We start from the raw sequence: 16,300 nt of genomic DNA, 5'->3' as shown, positions 1-16,300 counted from the left end.
CGGCGCGGGGAGGTCAAGGCGACGGCGGTGAAGGAGGCCCGGGAGCGGTACGGGTTGTGAGGCGATAGCGCGGACGAAGGGGTACGGCGGCTGCCGTGCCCCTTCGCTGTCAGTGGCCCCCGGCATCATGGCCGTATGCGTGCCGCCCGCCTCATCAAGATGGTTCTGCTTTTGCAGTCCCGGCCCTCCATGACCGCCGCCGAGCTGGCGCGGGAGCTGGAGGTGTCCGAGCGGACCGTGACGCGGGACGCGCAGGCGCTGTCGGAGGCGGGGGTGCCGGTGTACGCGGACCGGGGGCGGGCCGGTGGCTACCGGCTCATCGGCGGATACCGCACCCGGCTCACCGGGCTGGCGCGCGGCGAGGCCGAGGCCCTGTTCCTGTCCGGCGTGCCGGGCGCCCTGCGGGAGATGGGCCTGGAGGACGCCGCCTCGGCCGCCCGGCTGAAGGTGTCGGCGGCCCTGCTCCCGTCGCTGCGGGACGCCTCCCGCAGCGCCGCGCAGCGCTTCCACCTGGACGCCCCGAACTGGTTCACCGAGCCGAAGGCGCCGGATCTGCTGCCCGCCGTCGCGGACGCGGTCTGGGACGACCGCAGGATCACCGCGCGCTACCGCGGCCGGGAGGCCGAGGTGGAGCGCGAGCTGGAGCCGTACGGGCTGGTTCTCAAGGCGGGCGTCTGGTACCTGTGCGCGCGGGTGCCGCGGCCGGGGTCGTACCGCGTCTACCGCATCGACCGGTTCACGGCCGTGCAGCCGACCGGGGAACGCTTCACGCGCGACGAAGAGTTCGACCTGCCCGCCTTCTGGGACGAGCAGGCCGAGCGGTTCGCGCGGTCGATCCTGCGGGCCGAGGTCGTCGTACGGCTGTCGCAGGCCGGGGCCCACGGCCTGCCGTACGCGGTCGATCCCGTCGCCGCCCGGGAGGCTCTTGCGGCCGCGGACGCACCGGACGAGGAGGGTCGGGTGACGGTGACGCTGCCCGTGGAGTCCGAGGAGGTCGCGCACGCGCAGCTCGCGGGGCTCGGCCCGGACGTGGAGGTGCTGGCGCCCGAGAGCCTGCGGGCGCGTTTCGCGGAGGATGCGCGGCGGCTGGGGCGCCTGTACGGGACATAACAATCCGTTGCACTCCACGTGCGCCCCACCCTTGCAGGGCCGATGCTGGACCCGTGATGGACGAGACGGAGTTCTGGGAGCTGGTGGACGCCACCCGCGAGGCCGCCGAGGGCGACCCGGAGGAGCAGGCCGACCTGCTGGTGGACCGGCTGCTGCAGCTGGACCCGGACATGGTGCTCGACTTCGCCCGTCACTTCGAGGCCCGCTACAACCGCGCGTACGCCTGGGACCTGTGGGGTGCCGCCTGGGTCCTGCTCGACGGGGCGAGCGACGACGCGTTCGACTTCTTCCGGTGCTGGCTGATCGGGCAGGGGCGTGAGGTCTACGAGGGGGCCGTGCACCATCCCGACGCGCTGGCCGATCTGCTGGACGACTTCGACGAGGAGATCGACGGCGACGGCGAGGAGCTGGGGTACGCCGCGGACGAGGCCTACGAGCAGCTCACCGGCACCGTCGCCCCCGACCTGGGCATCCCGCCCGCGCCCGCCGAGCCGCTGGGCGCGCCGCTCGACTTCGAGAACGAACGGGTGCTGCAGCAGCGCTACCCCAAGCTCTGGGACCGTTTCAGGGACTGACCGCCATCATTTCCGTGTCAGGGGGACCATGGCCCGCATCCCGCGGCCCGGCTATCGACCTGGGTCTGACGGTGCACGTACGCCTCTGACTGACCGTCAGGGCCCGGTGCCCGAGGGGACGTGAACCCCCGCCTCGCCGGCCTCTGCCGTGTGGTGCATCGGGGCCGCGTTGGCCTGGTCGAGGGCGGATGCCGTGACGGCTGCCGGGCCCAGGACGACGGCGGTGGCCGCGCAGAGGGCCGGCCAGGGGCCGCGGGTGGTGCGGGTTCAGCCGGGTGTCGGCTTCGGGGCGCCGCTGGGACTGCTGTTCATCTTCCTGGCCTCCGGTCGGTGCGTGTGGCCGACGGTAGGTGGGGCGGCTCGGGGAGAACGGTGAGGCGGCTGCGAGGAGGCTGTGCGGCGGCCCGTCAGGGGATGCGCCCCTGCAGCCGCGCCGCCTGTTGTCTGATGGCGGGGAGGCGGGCGCTGAGGGCCTGGCCGGGGCAGCTGGTCATGTAGGCGTCCTTGTGGGCGGCGAGGGCGGGGAGGGTGGCGGTGGTCCCGGAGCGGTAGCGGCTGAGGCTGTTGCTGGAGACCAGATGCGCCTCGGAGCGCGGGTCGACGTCGGCGAGCCCCAGCTTCCACGCGGCGACGGCGGCGATCGCGTCCGTCATCGCCTTGGGGACGGGCTCCCCCGCCGTGAAGGTGCCGATCGCGGCGATCCCGGCCGTGCGGTGGTTGAAGCCCTGGGTGTGGGCGCCGGTGACGGCGCGGTCGACGCCGCCCGCGCGGCCCTCGTAGACGGTGCCGCAGCGGTCGACGAGGAAGTTGTAGCCGATGTCGTCCCAGTTCCGCGCACCGGTCTGGCCCGCGTAGAGGTAGCGGATGATGCGCGGCACGTCGGCGCAGTCGTAGCCGTTGGGCGAGTCGGTGTGGTGGACGAAGACGGCGACGACCTTGTCGTCGTAGCGCGGGGGCGGCTGGGCGTGCCGGGCGAGCGGATCCAGCCAGACCGAGCGGGGCACGATGTGCGGCTTGGGCGCGGTGTGCGGCGTGGCGGGGCGGGCTGCGACGGGCGGCCGGTGCCGGTCCGCGGGGTGCCCGACGCCGTCCGCGCACAGGACAAGACCGAGCACGGCGGCCACTCCGGGCAGCCAGGAGAGCAGCAGGAGCACGGGGCGGGGTATGTGCGCGCGTGCTTGCCCAGGACCTCGCCGTCTGCGGACACGCATGACTTCACTTTCGGACCGATCCGCTCCGTCCGCGATGTGTGCTGTGCCACCCGGTGGAACCATCGTCCTGGTCCGAGGCGTTTTTCCGGGTGCACGCACTCGTGGCGGATTCCCTGGGGCCACGCGCGCGTGGCTGATCACCGGGCCCGTCCTGCGCGTATTGGATGATCCGAGAGAAAGGCGGCTCCGTGGACCTGCTCGACATCCTGTTGTTGCTGGTGGTCGCGGCCTACGCGGCGTCCGGCTACCGGCGCGGCCTGGTGGCCGGCTGTGTCTCGCTCGCCGGGTTCGTGGGCGGCGCGGTCCTCGGTGTGTGGGTGCTGCCGTGGGTGATGGACCTGGTGACGGCGGGGACGACCCGGGCGACGGTGACCGCGGTGCTGACCGTGCTTCTCCCGGCGGCGGTGGGGCACGAGCTGGCGGGACGGCTCGCGCTGCGGCTGCGCAGGGAGCTGGACGCCGGACCGCTGCGGGTGGCCGACGGGGTCGGCGGGGCGGCGGCCAACTCGGTGGCGGTGCTGATCGTGGCGTGGGTCGCCGCGAGCGTGCTGGGCGCGTCCTCCTCGCCGCTGCTCACCACGGCGATCCGGGACTCGGCGCTGCTCGGCGCGGTGCAGGACGCCATGCCGGACACGACCCCCGCATGGTTCTCCCGGGCCACCTCCGCGCTCACCCAGGCGGGCTTCCCGCAGGTCTTCAACCCCTTCGAGAACGAGTCGACGGCCCAGGTCGCGAAGCCCACCGGCGACAGCGTCACGACCAGTGCCACGAACGCCGCCAAGCTCAGCACGGTGAAGATCGAGGGCGTCTCCGGCAACCAGGGCCGCGAGGGCAGCGGCTTCGTGTTCGCGCGCGACCACGTGATGACCAACGCGCACGTGGTGGCCGGCATCGACGACCCGAGCGTGCGCATCGGCGGGGTCGGGCGGTCGTACGAGGCACGGGTGGTGCTCTTCGACCCGGACCGGGACGTGGCCGTGCTGTACGTGCCGGGGCTGCGCGCCCCCGTCCTGCGCTTCGACGGCAGTGCCGCGCGCGGTAACTCCGCGGTCGTGGCCGGTTATCCGCAGGACGGTGATCTGAATCTGCAGGCGGCGACCGTCGCGAACCGGGTGCGGGCGACCGGCCAGAACATCTACAGCGACGGCACGGTGACGCGCGAGATCTACTCGATCCGCTCGACGGTGCGGCCCGGCAACTCCGGCGGCCCGCTGCTGACGACCGACGGCCGGGTCTACGGCGTCGTCTTCGCCCGCTCCACGACCGACGACGAGACGGGCTATGTGCTGACGGCGGCCGAGGTCGCCTCCGACGCCGACCACGGCGCGTCCGCGACGGCGGCGGTCGACACCGGGGACCTGGTGACGTCGTAGGGCGCAGCCCCGCCCGTGGGGCGCGGGGCGCTCACCTCACAGGCTGCACCCCATGAGGACGTCGTCCACGTACTCGCCCTCCAGCAGGAACTCGCCCGGCAGGACGCCCTCCACGACGAAGCCCTCGGCCTCGTAGAGCTTGCGGGCCGGGGCGTTGTGGCCGAGGACGCGCAGGGTGAGCCGGCGTGCGCCCTGGCTGCGGGCCTCCTCGCGCACCGCCCGCACCAGCGCCCGCCCGACACCCGCGCCGCGCGCCTGGTCGGCGACGGCGAGTCCCTGGATCTGCCGGACGTGGGCGTTGCAGGCGAGCGGGGTCGGCCGGCCGAGGCGGACATAGCCGACGACCTCGCCGCCGAGCTCCGCCACCAGATGGTCCCGGGGCCCGAAGCGCTCGTTGTAGAACGGCTCGAACGGCGGCACGGGGCGCGGCTGGACGGCGTGCAGCGGGGACCAGGTCAGGCGGTCGATGAGCCCCAGCGCCTCCTCGTCGTCGAGGGAGGCGTGACGTATGTACGGAACCGGCATGACGGCCACCATATGAGTCCCGCGCGCAGAATGGGCACATGGAGCCTTCCCGAATCGCAGTGGCCGGTGCGTCCGGTCTCATCGGTGCCGCCCTGGTGCGGTCCCTGGCCGCCGACGGGTACGAGGTGGTGCGGCTGGTGCGCCGGGCGCCCCGGACGAAGGACGAGGTCCGCTGGGACCCGGAGGGCGGCCGGGTGGACGTGGCCGGGCTCGGTGGGTGCGACGCGGTGGTCAACCTCGCGGGCGTCGGTGTGGGCGACAGCCGCTGGACGGACGCGTACAAGGCACGCATCCGCAGCAGCCGGGTGCTCGGCACCAGGGCGCTGGCCGAGGCGGTCGCCGGCATGGAGAAGAAGCCGCGGGTGTTCGTGAACGGCAGCGCGATGGGCTTCTACGGCGAGACCGGCGAGCGCGCGGTCGACGAGAGCGCGCCGCCCGGCGAGGGCTTTCTGCCGCGGCTGTGTGTGGAGTGGGAGGGTGCCGCCGCGCCCGCGCAGGAGGCGGGCGTACGGACGGTGTTCACTCGTACGGGGCTGGTGGTGGCGCGCGGCGGCGGGGCCTGGGGGCGGCTGTTCCCGTTGTTCCGGGCGGGGCTCGGCGGACGTCTGGGCGACGGGCGGCAGTACTGGTCGTTCATCTCGCTGCACGACGAGGTGGCCGCGATCCGGCATCTCATGGACACCGACGGGTTGTCCGGGCCGTTCAACCTCACCGCGCCGCAGCCGCTGCGCAACCGTGAGATCACCGCGTCCATGGGGCGGGTGCTGCACCGGCCGACGCTGTTCGCGGTGCCCGCGCCGGTGCTGCGGTCCGTGCTCGGCGAGTTGGCCGGGGATGTGCTCGGCAGCGCACGGGTGGTGCCGAAGCGGCTGCTGGAGTCCGGCTTCACGTTCGCGTTCCCGGACATCGACGGGGCACTCAGAGCAGCACTGTGACCGTATGCGACCGCTGTGCGACCGTGCCCTGTTGATGCGCGACTGTCCTTGACCGGTCTCAGCCCTAACCTCGACCCGAACTCGGGTATTCCCGGAGCCTGTTGGGGGCATGACGTCTCCACCGGCGGCGCAACCTCGAGGAGGGGCACGTGCTTGAGCCCGCGTACCAGGCAGACGTCGTGATCGTAGGAGCCGGGGTCGCCGGACTCTCGGCGGCACATCGGCTGACCAGCGCAGGAGTGACGACCGCGGTCCTGGAGGCGGCCCCTTGCGTGGGGGGCCGCATGGCGACGGAGAAGGTCGACGGGTTCCGGCTCGACCGGATCGGACAGCTGCTGTCCACGGCGTACCCGGAACTGCGGACGGCACCCGGGCTCGATGCGCTGGAATTGCGCCCGTTCGCACCGGGCGTGCTGCTGCACAGCGGCGGACGTCACTGCCGTGCGGTCGCTCCGGCGGCCGCAGGGGGCGCAAGGGGCGCACTCCACGCGGTGCGCGCCCTGGCGAGCGCCCCCGCCAAGAGCGCCCCGCGGTCCGGCGCCCCGCTCGGCAGCGCCGTCGACCAGGCCCGGCTCGGCACCGCGCTCGCCCGGCTCGCCGTGACACCCGTCGAACGGCTGCTGTTACGGCCGGAGTTGCCCGCGGGCCAGGCCCTCGCCGCCCGCGGTCTGCCCGCGCGCACCGTCGACGGCTTCCTGCGCCCGCTGCTCGCCGCCCTGCTGTGCGACCCGGGGCTCACGACGTCCAGCCGGTGCGCCGACCTCGCGCTGCGCGCCTTCGCGTGCGGGCGGCTGTGCGTGCCGGAGGGGGGCGCCGAGACGCTGCCGGAGCTGCTCGCGCGGACGCTGCCGCCGGGCACCGTGCAGACCGGTGTGCGGGTCACCTCCGTCTCCACGAGCGCGGTGACCACCGCCGAGCACGGCGAGATCCGCTGCCGCGCCGTCCTGCTGGCGACGGACGCGCGGGCCGCCGCCGACCTGCTGCCCGGCCTGCGCGTACCCGACTTCCACCCGGTCACGGTGCTGCACCACACGGCGGACGAGCCGCCGGCCACCGGCACGGCCCTGCTGCTCGACGCGGACCGCGGCGGCCCGGTCGCGCACACCGCCGTGATGAGCGCGGTGGACTCGAGCCGGGCCCCGGCGGGCCGGGCGCTCGTCTCCTCCACGGTCCTCGGCCCGCCCCCGCCGGAACTCGACACCGCCGTACGCATGCATCTGTCCCGGCTCTACGGCACCTCGACCGCGCGCTGGGAGACCCTCGCCGTCCACCACACCCCCACGGCCGTCCCCGCGATGCGCCCCCCGCACGACCTGCGCCGCCCCGTACGCCTCCTGGCCGGCCTCTACGTCTGCGGCGACCACCGGGACACCAGCACGGTCCAGGGAGCCCTCCACTCGGCCCACCGAGCCTCCTCAGCAATCCTCACGGACCTAGGAGCAGCAGGCTCGATACACCGATCGGAGCCCCTCCCATCGGCCAAGGCGGCCTGAAGCACCCTGCTTTGCTTTTGTCTTCAGGGGCGCGAGGAACTACTGCGCGAACTCGCCCAGAGCGCGCCCGAGTCTTTCAGGGGCGCGGGGAACGTCGCGAACTCGCCCAGGCCGCGCCCGAGTCTTTTAGGGGCGCGGGGAACTGCGCGATCAACCACGACGAACCCGCACCAGCCCACAAACCCTCGACCCCACGGCGCTACCCAAGGGCCGCAATCCGATCCCGATACCCCCGCACAGGCGCAGCATCCTTATAAGGCTCCAACCTCCGCTCGAAGTCCCGCACATACTCCACCGCCCGCACCGACCGCATCTCCGCGGCAGCCCCCGCCGCCTCCGCGCCCAACGCGCAGGCCTGGTCGAGCTCGCCCAGACCCAGCCGGGCCGATGCGAGCACGACGCGGCAGAAGAGGCGGCTGCGGGCGAAGGAGGGGGCGCGCAGTTGCAGGGAGCGCTCCGCGTGCTGGGCCGCCGCGCGGAACTGCTGCAGGTCCCGGTGGCAGTGCCCGAACTCGTCGGCCATCTGCGCCTCGTCGAAGAAGCGCGCCCAGAAGGGGACCTCGTCGCCGGGACGGGACGCTTCGAGGGCGCGCTCGGCCCGTACGAGCGAGGCGGTGCAGTTGCGCACCTCGCCGAGCACGCCGTGGCCGCGCGCCTCGGCCGAGTGCAGCAGGGCCTGCACGACGGGCGGTGCGGTGGTCCCGACGCCCTGCTGGGCGACCCGCGCGAGCTGCACGGCCTCGCGGCCGTGGCCGAGATAGACGGCCTGGCGGCTCATGGTGACCAGCACGTACGAGCCGTAGCCGCGGTCTCCCGCCGCCTGCGCGAGGCGCAGCGCCTGCACGAAGTAGCGCTGGGCGAGGCCGTGCGCCGCGATGTCGTACGAGGTCCAGCCGGCCAGCCTGGTCAGGTCGGCGACCGCGGCGAAGAGCCGGCGCCCGGTCTGCTCGCCGTAGGTGCCGCGCAGCATCGGCTCGCACTCGTGCTCCAGATACCGCACGAGGGCCTGGCGGGCGTGGCCGCCGCCGTACATGTTGTCCAGGGTGCGGAAGAGTTCGCCGACCGAGCGCAGGGCCGCGATGTCGCCGGGGGTGACCTTCTGGCCGGGCCCGCGTTCGGCCTGGCCGCGCTGGCGGGGGACGACCGGGCGGCCCTGGGCGGGGACCCGGACGCCCGGTTCGCCGCGGGCCACCTTGTCGTCGGGGCGGCCGATCAGCCAGTCCCGGCTGGGCACGACCAGACCGGCCGGGGTGAACGCGATCTTGCGCAGTTCGGCGTGCGAGCCGGAGTCCTTGCGCCACAGGCCGCCGACGATGTCGATCGCCTCCTCGGGGCTGGCGGCGAACTCAAGGCCGGCGTAGACGGGGGCGCAGGCGTCCAGCCCGAGGTCCTGGGCGGTGAGCCTGCGGCCCAGGCGCCGGGTGAAGACCTCGGCGATCAGGGCGGGCGTGGTGCCGCGCGGCTGCTGGCCCCGCAGCCAGCGGGTGACCGACGTCTTGTCGTATCTCAGGTCGAGGCCGTGTTCGAGTCCGAGCTGGTCGACGCGACGGGCAAGACCCGCGTTGGAGAACCCGGCTTCTGCGATGAGCGCGGCGAGCTGGCGGTTGGGAGTGCGCTGCGCGGGTCGTTCCGTCATCTGCGGTGCGGTCTCCTGCCTTCGGGCCTGGAGGGCCCTGGCGGCCCCGTTGTGCCCGGATTGCCTGTGAGCAGCCCTTATGGCCTCGGTGAACGGCGCGAATGTAGCGGAGAGTGAGCAGGTGATCGCACACTTCCCCGCTCGTTCATCCGATCGTGTGAGGATTGCCCGGAGAGCTGACGTGAGACGGCCGGTCGTACAGTGGCGTAGGCATGTTTCATGCCTTACGACCTTCTAGGGAGGCGCTTGCCGTGAGTGAGCTGCGGTTCGTCCGCATGGGATTCGGTGCCGAGGCCGTCGACTACCAGGTGGCCTGGGACGAGCAACGCCGAGTGCACGCGGCGCGCTTCGCGGACGAGATCCCCGACACCGTGCTGCTCCTGGAGCATCCGCCGGTCTACACGGCGGGCCGGCGCACGGCGGACAACGAGCGGCCCCTGGACGGCACCCCGGTCATCGACGTGGACCGCGGCGGCAAGATCACCTGGCACGGCCCGGGCCAGCTGGTGGGCTACCCGATCCAGAAGCTCCCGCGCCCGGTGGACGTGGTCGCGCATCTGCGCCGCCTGGAGGACGTGATGATCGGCGTCTGCGCGGAGTTCGGCGTCGAGACCAGCAGGGTGGAGGGCCGTGCGGGCGTATGGGTCCTCGGTGACCCGGTGGAGGAGCGCCCCGCTCTCGGCGGACTCTCGCTCGACTTCGACCCCCGGCTGGCCGACGAGGAGTTCGACCCCCGGCTCAACGGCCCCGAGTACGCCCCCTCCAACGCCGGCCAGCGCCGCGAGGACCGCAAGATCTGCGCCATGGGCATCCGCGTCGCCAAGGGCGTCACCATGCACGGATTCGCCCTGAACGTGAACCCGGACGTCTCCAATTTCGACAAGATCATCCCCTGTGGCATCCGCGACGCGGGCGTCACCTCCCTCGCGCACGAGCTGGGCCGCGACGTCACCATCGCCGAGGTGCTGCCCGTCGTCGAGCGTCACCTGCAGGCCGTACTGGAGAACGCGGACCTCAGGCCGAGGGTGATCGAGAAGACACCGGCGGCCTGAGACGGCCCGCGGGCATTCAAATCAACGGGCGTACCCTTGAGCACGCCGAGGAATCAATCGCTAGGGAGCGGTCGTGTCCGCAGTCACCCCCGACGGACGCAAGATGCTGCGCCTGGAGGTCCGCAACAGCCAGACCCCCATCGAGCGCAAGCCCGAGTGGATCAAGACCCGGGCGAAAATGGGCCCCGAGTACACGAAGATGCAGAACCTCGTGAAGAGCGAGGGCCTGCACACGGTCTGCCAGGAAGCCGGCTGCCCGAACATCTACGAGTGCTGGGAGGACCGCGAGGCGACCTTCCTCATCGGCGGCGACCAGTGCACCCGGCGCTGCGACTTCTGCCAGATCGACACGGGCAAGCCCGAGGCGCTGGATGTCGACGAGCCGCGCCGCGTGGGCGAGTCCGTGGTCACGATGGACCTGAACTACGCCACCATCACCGGCGTCGCCCGTGACGACCTGGAGGACGGCGGCGCCTGGCTGTACGCCGAGACGGTGCGCCAGATCCACGCCCAGACGGCCGGCCGGGAGGGCGGGCGCACCAAGGTCGAGCTGCTGGCCCCCGACTTCAACGCGGTCCCCGAGCAGCTGGCCGAGGTCTTCTCCTCCCGCCCCGAGGTCTTCGCGCACAACGTCGAGACGGTCCCGCGGATCTTCAAGCGCATCCGCCCCGGCTTCCGCTACGACCGCTCGCTGAAGGTCATCACCGACGCCCGTGACTACGGCCTGGTCACCAAGTCGAACCTGATCCTCGGCATGGGCGAGACCCGCGAGGAGATCAGCGACGCGCTGCGGCAGCTGCACGAGGCGGGCTGCGAGCTGGTCACCATCACGCAGTACCTGCGCCCGTCGGTGCGCCACCACCCCGTGGAGCGCTGGGTCAAGCCGCAGGAGTTCGTGGAGCTGAAGGAGGAGGCCGAGCAGATCGGCTTCTCCGGCGTGATGTCCGGACCGCTGGTGCGTTCCTCGTACCGCGCGGGCCGCCTGTACCAGATGGCCATCGAGAAGCGTGGCGCCTACGTCGCCTCGCAGGCCGTCTGATGGCACGCAGTGCCACCCGGCGCGTGTGAATCTGCGCACAAGCAACTACTGCACAGTAGCGGCCGATTGACGCGGTCCTGAGCGTCCCCCCAGCTGAGGGCGGCATCAGGGCCGCGTCGGCGTTCCACGACGTCGTATCGAGGTTTCATCGGTGTTTGACCGGTCGGTCATGCCCTGGTAACACCAAACAGTGACCCTGGAATCACACCACGTACACCCCGATCCAGCGCCGACGTTCCGAGGGGGGACCTCAGCCATGCAGGCCGCGCCCGTTCGCGCCACCGCCATCCCGTCCTTCTCCACTGCACTGCGTGCAGTCGAGTCGCTGCTCATGAGCGGGGGCCAGCGCACCGCCCGCCGCAACGCCTGGACCTCCGTCCTGGAGGACCGCCGCCGCGCCAAGGACCGGGTCGAGACCCAGCGCGTACTGGACGAGACCCTGCTCCCCCGCCCCTGAATCCCGCCCTCGGGGCACTGCCGTCGTACGGCGCTCCCGGGGCCACGTAGACTTCGGGGCATGGCGAGGAAGGAACCTGCAGCGGACGCTGCGAATCCCGGGCGACTGAAGCAGATCGCTCTGACCTACAAGATGACGCGGAAGGCCGACAAGAAGATCGGTCTTGTACTCGCGGCGGTCGGCATCGTCGTCCTCGGTGTCCTCCTCGCGATCGGTTTCTTGATCGGTCACCCCATCTATCTCGGCATCCTGGGCCTGCTGCTCGCCTTCCTCGCGATGGCGATCGTCTTCGGGCGCCGGGCCGAGCGGGCGGCCTTCGGGCAGATGGAGGGCCAGCCGGGCGCGGCGGCCGCGGTGCTGGACAACATCGGCCGGGGCTGGACGACGACGCCCGCGGTGGCCATGAACCGCAGCCAGGACGTGGTGCACCGGGCCGTCGGCAAGGCCGGCATCGTCCTGGTCGCCGAGGGCAACCCGAACCGGGTCAAGAGCCTGCTGGCCGCCGAGAAGAAGAAGATGAACCGCATCGTCGTGGACGTGCCGGTGCACGACATCATCGTGGGCAACGGCGAGGGCCAGGTGCCGCTGAAGAAGGTGCGCACCACCATGCTCAAGCTGCCGCGCGTGCTCACCGGCCCGCAGGTGACCGCCACCAACGACCGGCTGCGCGCCATGGGCGACCTGATGAGCAACATGCCGCTGCCGAAGGGCCCGATGCCCAAGGGCATGAAGCTCCCCAAGGGCGGCAAGGCCCGCTGATCTCCGCGCTACGGCGAAGGGGGCGACCGGATGTTCCGGTCGCCCCCTTCGCCGTAGGAGCAGTGCTAGATGCGGACCTCGACCGTGCGGGCCAGCCGGTCGTGCAGGCCCCTGCCGTCGCGGTCCCAGATCAGGGCCGGGATGGCGATGCACAGCAGGGCCGAGCGCAGTACGGCCCGCAGGGGGTTGGGGCGGCCGGTGTCCAGGGCGGCCACGCGCAGTCCGAAGAGGCGCTTGCCCGGGGTGAAGCCGATCGTGCCGACGGTCAGGACGTGGAGCAGGAAGAAGACGAGCAGCGCCCAGTTGCCGGTCGCCTGGTCGTAACCGTGCGTGATGAGACCGTATGCGATCAAGAGGCACAGCGCCCAGTCGACGACCAGGGCCCCGAACCGGCGACCCGGGCGGGCGATCGAGCCCGGCCCCTCCTCCGGCAGACCCAGCTGCCGACCCCTGTATCCGAACTCGACCCCGGCGTCCTCCGCGGCGGCGCGGGGGCCCGAGAGCCATGAGCCGATTGCATCCCTGTTGTCCACGGGTCCACGGTACTGCGGGTGTTTCGCGATCCGGACAGGTGGGGTACTGCGGACAGGGTCCGGTTAACTTGTGCGAAACAAATGGGTCACGCCCGAGAAATCACGCATCCCTAGGGTCGGGGTCAGCGTGTGCCACCGCACTGGCCGCACAACGAACTACCACCCCGGCGGGACGGTCGGGAGTAGGAGGAGCTGGATGTTCCAGAACGCCGACGAGGCCAAGAAGTTCATCGCGGACGAGGACGTCAAGTTCGTCGACGTCCGCTTCTGCGACCTGCCGGGCGTCATGCAGCACTTCACGGTGCCCGTCGAGGCGTTCGACCCGGACGAGGAGCTCGCGTTCGACGGTTCGTCGATCCGTGGTTTCCAGGCCATCCACGAGTCCGACATGGCGCTGCGCGCGGACCTGTCGACCGCCCGGGTCGACCCCTTCCGCCGCGACAAGACGCTGAACATCAACTTCTTCATCCACGACCCGATCACGGGCGAGCAGTACTCCCGTGACCCGCGCAACGTGGCCAAGAAGGCCGAGGCCTACCTCGCGTCGACCGGTATCGCGGACACCGCGTACTTCGGTCCCGAGGCCGAGTTCTACGTCTTCGACTCCGTCCGCTTCGCCACCACGGCGAACGAGAGCTTCTACCACATCGACTCCGAGGCCGGCGCCTGGAACACCGGCGCCCTCGAGGACAACCGTGGTTACAAGGTCCGCTACAAGGGCGGCTACTTCCCGGTCCCGCCGGTCGACCACTTCGCCGACCTGCGCGCCGAGATCTCCCTGGAGCTGGAGAAGAACGGCCTGAAGGTCGAGCGCCAGCACCACGAGGTGGGCACCGCCGGCCAGGCGGAGATCAACTACAAGTTCAACACGCTGCTCGCCGCCGCCGACGACCTGCAGCTCTTCAAGTACATCGTGAAGAACGTGGCCTGGCGCAACGGCAAGACCGCGACCTTCATGCCGAAGCCGATCTTCGGCGACAACGGCTCGGGCATGCACGTCCACCAGTCCCTGTGGAGCAACGGCGACCCGCTGTTCTACGACGAGGCCGGCTACGCGGGCCTGTCGGACACCGCCCGCTACTACATCGGCGGCATCCTGCGGCACGCCCCGTCGCTGCTGGCGTTCACCAACCCGACGGTGAACTCCTACCACCGCCTGGTGCCGGGCTTCGAGGCGCCGATCAACCTGGTGTACTCGCAGCGCAACCGCTCCGCCGCGATGCGCATCCCGATCACCGGCTCCAACCCGAAGGCCAAGCGCGTCGAGTTCCGTGCGCCCGACTCCTCCGGCAACCCGTACCTGGCCTTCTCGGCGCTGCTGCTCGCGGGCCTCGACGGCATCAAGAACAAGATCGAGCCGGCCGAGCCGATCGACAAGGACCTCTACGAGCTGGCTCCCGAGGAGCACGCGAACGTCGCGCAGGTCCCGACCTCGCTGCCGGCCGTTCTCGACCGCCTGGAGCGCGACCACGAGTTCCTGCTCGCGGGCGACGTCTTCACGTCCGACCTGATCGAGACGTGGATCGACTTCAAGCGCACGAACGAGATCGCCCCGCTGCAGCTGCGCCCGCACCCGCACGAGTTCGAGCTCTACTTCGACGTGTGATCCACGCCTGAGCCGTCGCAGTGCCCGCGCCCCCGTTGTCGTACCGACAGCGGGGGCGCGGGCGTATGTTCTATTGTGCCGATGGGACGACACGGGGGTGGACAGGATGCCCGAGCACGAACGCGACGACCAGGAGCGCGAGTTCGACCTGAGGTGGGCCGACCGCGCCGAGCTCAAGGAGCCGTCCGCGCGGGCGCGGATGCTGGCCGCGCGGTGGAGGGAGAACCCGCCCGAGCCGCAGCCCTTCCGCGCCGGACCCGATCACGTCGGGCCGCGCCGCTCCTCCTGGGTCTCCACGGCGATCGTGCTGGGCTGCGTCGCCGCGATCATCCTGGTGCTGGGGTACGCCCGGTTCCGCGCACCGTACTAGGCCCGCCCGGCCCGGGCCCTTTACAGCTCCTAGGGCTGATCGGGACAGCTTCATGGGAGGCGCCGGGTGCACACTGGCAGTGGGACGAGTGCCTGACTGCGGGGTGATGCAGATGCAGAGCCGCTTTAGGAGCGACCGGCGGCTGACCGTGCGGATGACGGTCACGATGTTCCTGCTCGGATTGCTGTACGTGGCCTTCGTGGCCGTGCTGATCGTCTTGCTGAAGTCCTGGCTGCTCGTCGTGGTGCTGATGGCGGCGCTGTTCGTCGCGCAGTTCTGGTTCTCCGACCGGATCGCGATGTTCGCCATGCGCGGGCGGGTCGTGGAGCGCGAGGAGTATCCCGAGCTGCACGCGGTGGTCGACCGGCTGTGCGCGATCGCCGACATGCCCAAGCCGGTGGTGGCCGTCTCCGAGATGGACATGCCCAACGCGTTCGCGACCGGGCGCAACCCCGAGCACGCCGTGGTCTGTGTGACCACGGGACTGCTGCGGCGGCTGGAGCCCGCCGAGCTGGAGGGCGTGCTCGCGCACGAGCTGTCGCACGTCGCGCACAAGGACGTCGCCGTGATCACCATCGCGTCCTTCCTCGGTGTGATCGCGGGCCTGATCGTGCGGTTCGCCTTCTACTCGCAGCTGTTCGGCGGCGGGCGCCGGGACCAGAACACCGCGGTGATCTTCGCCGCCGTGATGGGTGTCTCGGCGGCCGTGTACGCGATCAGCTTCCTGCTGATCCGAGCCCTGTCGCGGTACCGCGAGCTGGCCGCCGACCGGGCCGCCGCGCTGCTCACCGGGCGGCCCTCGGTACTGGCCTCCGCCCTGACCAAGGTCTCCGGCGAGATCGCCCGGATCCCCACCAAGGACCTGCGGACCGCGCAGGCATTCAACGCCTTCTACTTCACGCCGGCCACCGGCAAGGAGCCCGGCATCGAGCGGTTCTTCTCCACCCACCCGTCCCTGGAGCAGCGGCTCGACCAGCTGGGGCGGATCTCCGCCGAGCTGGGTGAGGCGCCCACCCCCGGAAAGGCGTGATGCATGGGCCTGCTGGACATCCTGCTCGGCCGTACCAAACCGGCCCTGCCCGACCTGGACCGGCTCTTCGCACTGCCGTCGGCGGCCGTGACCCTCGAGGCCGCGGCCGGTTTCACGCCGACCGGCACCGGCGCGGTGTGCTTCGCCACGGTCGAGGGCTCGGCCTTCGAGCAGACCCACCGGGAGGTCCAGGCCCTGCTGGACGCGGACGCGGACCGGGACGGCCCTCCGGTGGAGTTCAGCCAGGACGCCTACGGCTACTCGTGGCTGGTCTCCCGCCGCTCCCCGGACCAGCTGTCCGCGCTGGTGAACGATCTGCACGCGGTGAACAGCTCGATGGAGGTGAACGGCTTCGGGCCGCAACTGCTGTGCTCCCTGGCCGGGTTCGCGGCCGAGGGGGACAGACGGCTGGCCCTGGTCTATCTCTACAAGCGCGGCACGTTCTATCCGTTCGCGCCGCTGCCCGGTGCGGGGCAGCGGCGCGACAACGCGCTGGAGCTGCAGGTGAAGGCTGCGCTCGGCGACGACCTGCGGATGGAGCAGGATCTGAGCCGCTGGTTCCCGGTGTGGGGCGCCCCCGGCCTGTAGCGCCGCTG

17 protein-coding genes are annotated in these 16,300 nt (G+C 71.5%); 13 read left to right on the top strand and 4 right to left on the bottom strand.

From position 1 onward, the window contains the following. The first annotated feature begins 135 nt into the window (after positions 1-135). Positions 136-1,110, top strand: coding sequence for a helix-turn-helix transcriptional regulator (locus JYK17_RS36885; protein WP_222812097.1), 975 nt, complete (start codon positions 136-138; stop codon positions 1,108-1,110). 56 nt (positions 1,111-1,166) lie between these two features. After that, a complete protein-coding gene (locus JYK17_RS36880) occupies positions 1,167-1,685 on the top strand; it encodes a DUF4240 domain-containing protein (RefSeq protein WP_108016046.1) in 519 nt (172 codons plus the stop codon). Positions 1,686-2,092: 407 nt separating this feature from the next. Here JYK17_RS36880 and JYK17_RS36875 read toward each other — a convergent pair whose 3' ends face one another. Beyond that, complete coding sequence (locus tag JYK17_RS36875; RefSeq protein WP_181362678.1) at positions 2,093-2,833, bottom strand: peptidoglycan recognition protein family protein; 741 nt, start codon at positions 2,831-2,833, stop codon at positions 2,093-2,095. 251 nt (positions 2,834-3,084) lie between these two features. On the opposite strand from JYK17_RS36875, the gene JYK17_RS36870 reads away from it, so the two are divergent. After that, a complete protein-coding gene (locus JYK17_RS36870) occupies positions 3,085-4,269 on the top strand; it encodes a MarP family serine protease (protein ID WP_222812096.1) in 1,185 nt (394 codons plus the stop codon). Between the two features lie 36 nt (positions 4,270-4,305). Here the strand turns inward: JYK17_RS36870 and JYK17_RS36865 are convergent, their stop codons facing one another. Beyond that, a complete protein-coding gene (locus tag JYK17_RS36865) occupies positions 4,306-4,794 on the bottom strand; it encodes a GNAT family N-acetyltransferase (RefSeq protein WP_181362677.1) in 489 nt (162 codons plus the stop codon). Between the two features lie 38 nt (positions 4,795-4,832). Between JYK17_RS36865 and JYK17_RS36860 the strand changes: the two genes are divergently transcribed. Beyond that, positions 4,833-5,729, top strand: a complete 897-nt coding sequence (locus JYK17_RS36860) for a TIGR01777 family oxidoreductase (RefSeq protein WP_222812095.1) — start codon at positions 4,833-4,835, stop codon at positions 5,727-5,729. 149 nt (positions 5,730-5,878) lie between these two features. After that, positions 5,879-7,222, top strand: coding sequence for an NAD(P)/FAD-dependent oxidoreductase (locus tag JYK17_RS36855; RefSeq protein WP_222812094.1), 1,344 nt, complete (start codon positions 5,879-5,881; stop codon positions 7,220-7,222). Between the two features lie 199 nt (positions 7,223-7,421). Here the strand turns inward: JYK17_RS36855 and JYK17_RS36850 are convergent, their stop codons facing one another. Continuing rightward, positions 7,422-8,858, bottom strand: coding sequence for an NsdA family TPR-like regulatory protein (locus JYK17_RS36850; protein WP_108016052.1), 1,437 nt, complete (start codon positions 8,856-8,858; stop codon positions 7,422-7,424). A gap of 251 nt (positions 8,859-9,109) precedes the next feature. Here JYK17_RS36850 and lipB point away from each other — a divergent pair, with 251 nt between their 5' ends. The 4 genes from lipB to JYK17_RS36830 all read left to right on the top strand — a co-directional run bounded on the left by lipB (position 9,110) and on the right by JYK17_RS36830 (position 12,165). Next, positions 9,110-9,910 carry a lipoyl(octanoyl) transferase LipB gene (gene lipB, locus JYK17_RS36845; protein WP_108016053.1) on the top strand — a complete coding sequence of 267 codons (801 nt, stop codon included), beginning with the start codon at positions 9,110-9,112 and terminating at the stop codon, positions 9,908-9,910. 73 nt (positions 9,911-9,983) lie between these two features. Next, positions 9,984-10,949, top strand: coding sequence for a lipoyl synthase (gene lipA / locus JYK17_RS36840; RefSeq protein ID WP_222812093.1), 966 nt, complete (start codon positions 9,984-9,986; stop codon positions 10,947-10,949). Between the two features lie 256 nt (positions 10,950-11,205). Then, positions 11,206-11,406: an SCO2195 family GlnR-regulated protein gene (locus JYK17_RS36835; protein WP_108016055.1), complete on the top strand. Its 201-nt coding sequence runs from the start codon at positions 11,206-11,208 to the stop codon at positions 11,404-11,406. Between the two features lie 60 nt (positions 11,407-11,466). Continuing rightward, complete coding sequence (locus tag JYK17_RS36830) at positions 11,467-12,165, top strand: DUF4191 domain-containing protein (RefSeq protein WP_108016056.1); 699 nt, start codon at positions 11,467-11,469, stop codon at positions 12,163-12,165. Between the two features lie 65 nt (positions 12,166-12,230). Here JYK17_RS36830 and JYK17_RS36825 read toward each other — a convergent pair whose 3' ends face one another. Then, positions 12,231-12,698: an RDD family protein gene (locus tag JYK17_RS36825; RefSeq protein ID WP_108016057.1), complete on the bottom strand. Its 468-nt coding sequence runs from the start codon at positions 12,696-12,698 to the stop codon at positions 12,231-12,233. 196 nt (positions 12,699-12,894) lie between these two features. Here JYK17_RS36825 and glnA point away from each other — a divergent pair, with 196 nt between their 5' ends. From glnA to pspAB, 4 genes are all read left to right on the top strand, one after another. Beyond that, on the top strand, positions 12,895-14,304 hold the full coding sequence (gene glnA, locus JYK17_RS36820; protein WP_108016058.1) for a type I glutamate--ammonia ligase: 1,410 nt from the start codon (positions 12,895-12,897) through the stop codon (positions 14,302-14,304). 106 nt (positions 14,305-14,410) lie between these two features. Further along, positions 14,411-14,674, top strand: coding sequence for an SCO2583/SCO2584 N-terminal domain-containing protein (locus JYK17_RS36815; RefSeq protein WP_222812092.1), 264 nt, complete (start codon positions 14,411-14,413; stop codon positions 14,672-14,674). A 112-nt stretch (positions 14,675-14,786) separates the two neighbouring features. Continuing rightward, positions 14,787-15,704: a zinc metalloprotease HtpX gene (gene htpX / locus JYK17_RS36810; RefSeq protein WP_108016077.1), complete on the top strand. Its 918-nt coding sequence runs from the start codon at positions 14,787-14,789 to the stop codon at positions 15,702-15,704. Positions 15,705-15,707: 3 nt separating this feature from the next. Continuing rightward, positions 15,708-16,292 (top strand): PspA-associated protein PspAB, encoded by a 585-nt coding sequence (gene pspAB, locus JYK17_RS36805; RefSeq protein WP_222812091.1) that lies wholly within the window; start codon positions 15,708-15,710, stop codon positions 16,290-16,292. The last annotated feature ends 8 nt before the right edge of the window (positions 16,293-16,300 follow it).

The sequence above is a fragment of the Streptomyces plumbidurans genome (genome assembly GCF_019857225.1).
Taxonomy (GTDB): Bacteria; Actinomycetota; Actinomycetes; order Streptomycetales; family Streptomycetaceae; genus Streptomyces; species Streptomyces plumbidurans.
This window is presented reverse-complemented; position numbering and strand designations above follow the sequence as displayed.

Coding starts and splice junctions, on each gene's coding strand:
- JYK17_RS36885 (WP_222812097.1), top strand. CDS start 136: ATGCGTGCCGCCCGCCTCATCAAGATGGTTCTGCTTTTGCAGTCCCGG.
- JYK17_RS36880 (WP_108016046.1), top strand. CDS start 1,167: ATGGACGAGACGGAGTTCTGGGAGCTGGTGGACGCCACCCGCGAGGCC.
- JYK17_RS36865 (WP_181362677.1), bottom strand. CDS start 4,794: ATGCCGGTTCCGTACATACGTCACGCCTCCCTCGACGACGAGGAGGCG.
- JYK17_RS36860 (WP_222812095.1), top strand. CDS start 4,833: ATGGAGCCTTCCCGAATCGCAGTGGCCGGTGCGTCCGGTCTCATCGGT.
- JYK17_RS36850 (WP_108016052.1), bottom strand. CDS start 8,858: ATGACGGAACGACCCGCGCAGCGCACTCCCAACCGCCAGCTCGCCGCG.
- JYK17_RS36835 (WP_108016055.1), top strand. CDS start 11,206: ATGCAGGCCGCGCCCGTTCGCGCCACCGCCATCCCGTCCTTCTCCACT.
- JYK17_RS36830 (WP_108016056.1), top strand. CDS start 11,467: ATGGCGAGGAAGGAACCTGCAGCGGACGCTGCGAATCCCGGGCGACTG.
- glnA (WP_108016058.1), top strand. CDS start 12,895: ATGTTCCAGAACGCCGACGAGGCCAAGAAGTTCATCGCGGACGAGGAC.
- JYK17_RS36815 (WP_222812092.1), top strand. CDS start 14,411: ATGCCCGAGCACGAACGCGACGACCAGGAGCGCGAGTTCGACCTGAGG.
- htpX (WP_108016077.1), top strand. CDS start 14,787: ATGCAGAGCCGCTTTAGGAGCGACCGGCGGCTGACCGTGCGGATGACG.
- pspAB (WP_222812091.1), top strand. CDS start 15,708: ATGGGCCTGCTGGACATCCTGCTCGGCCGTACCAAACCGGCCCTGCCC.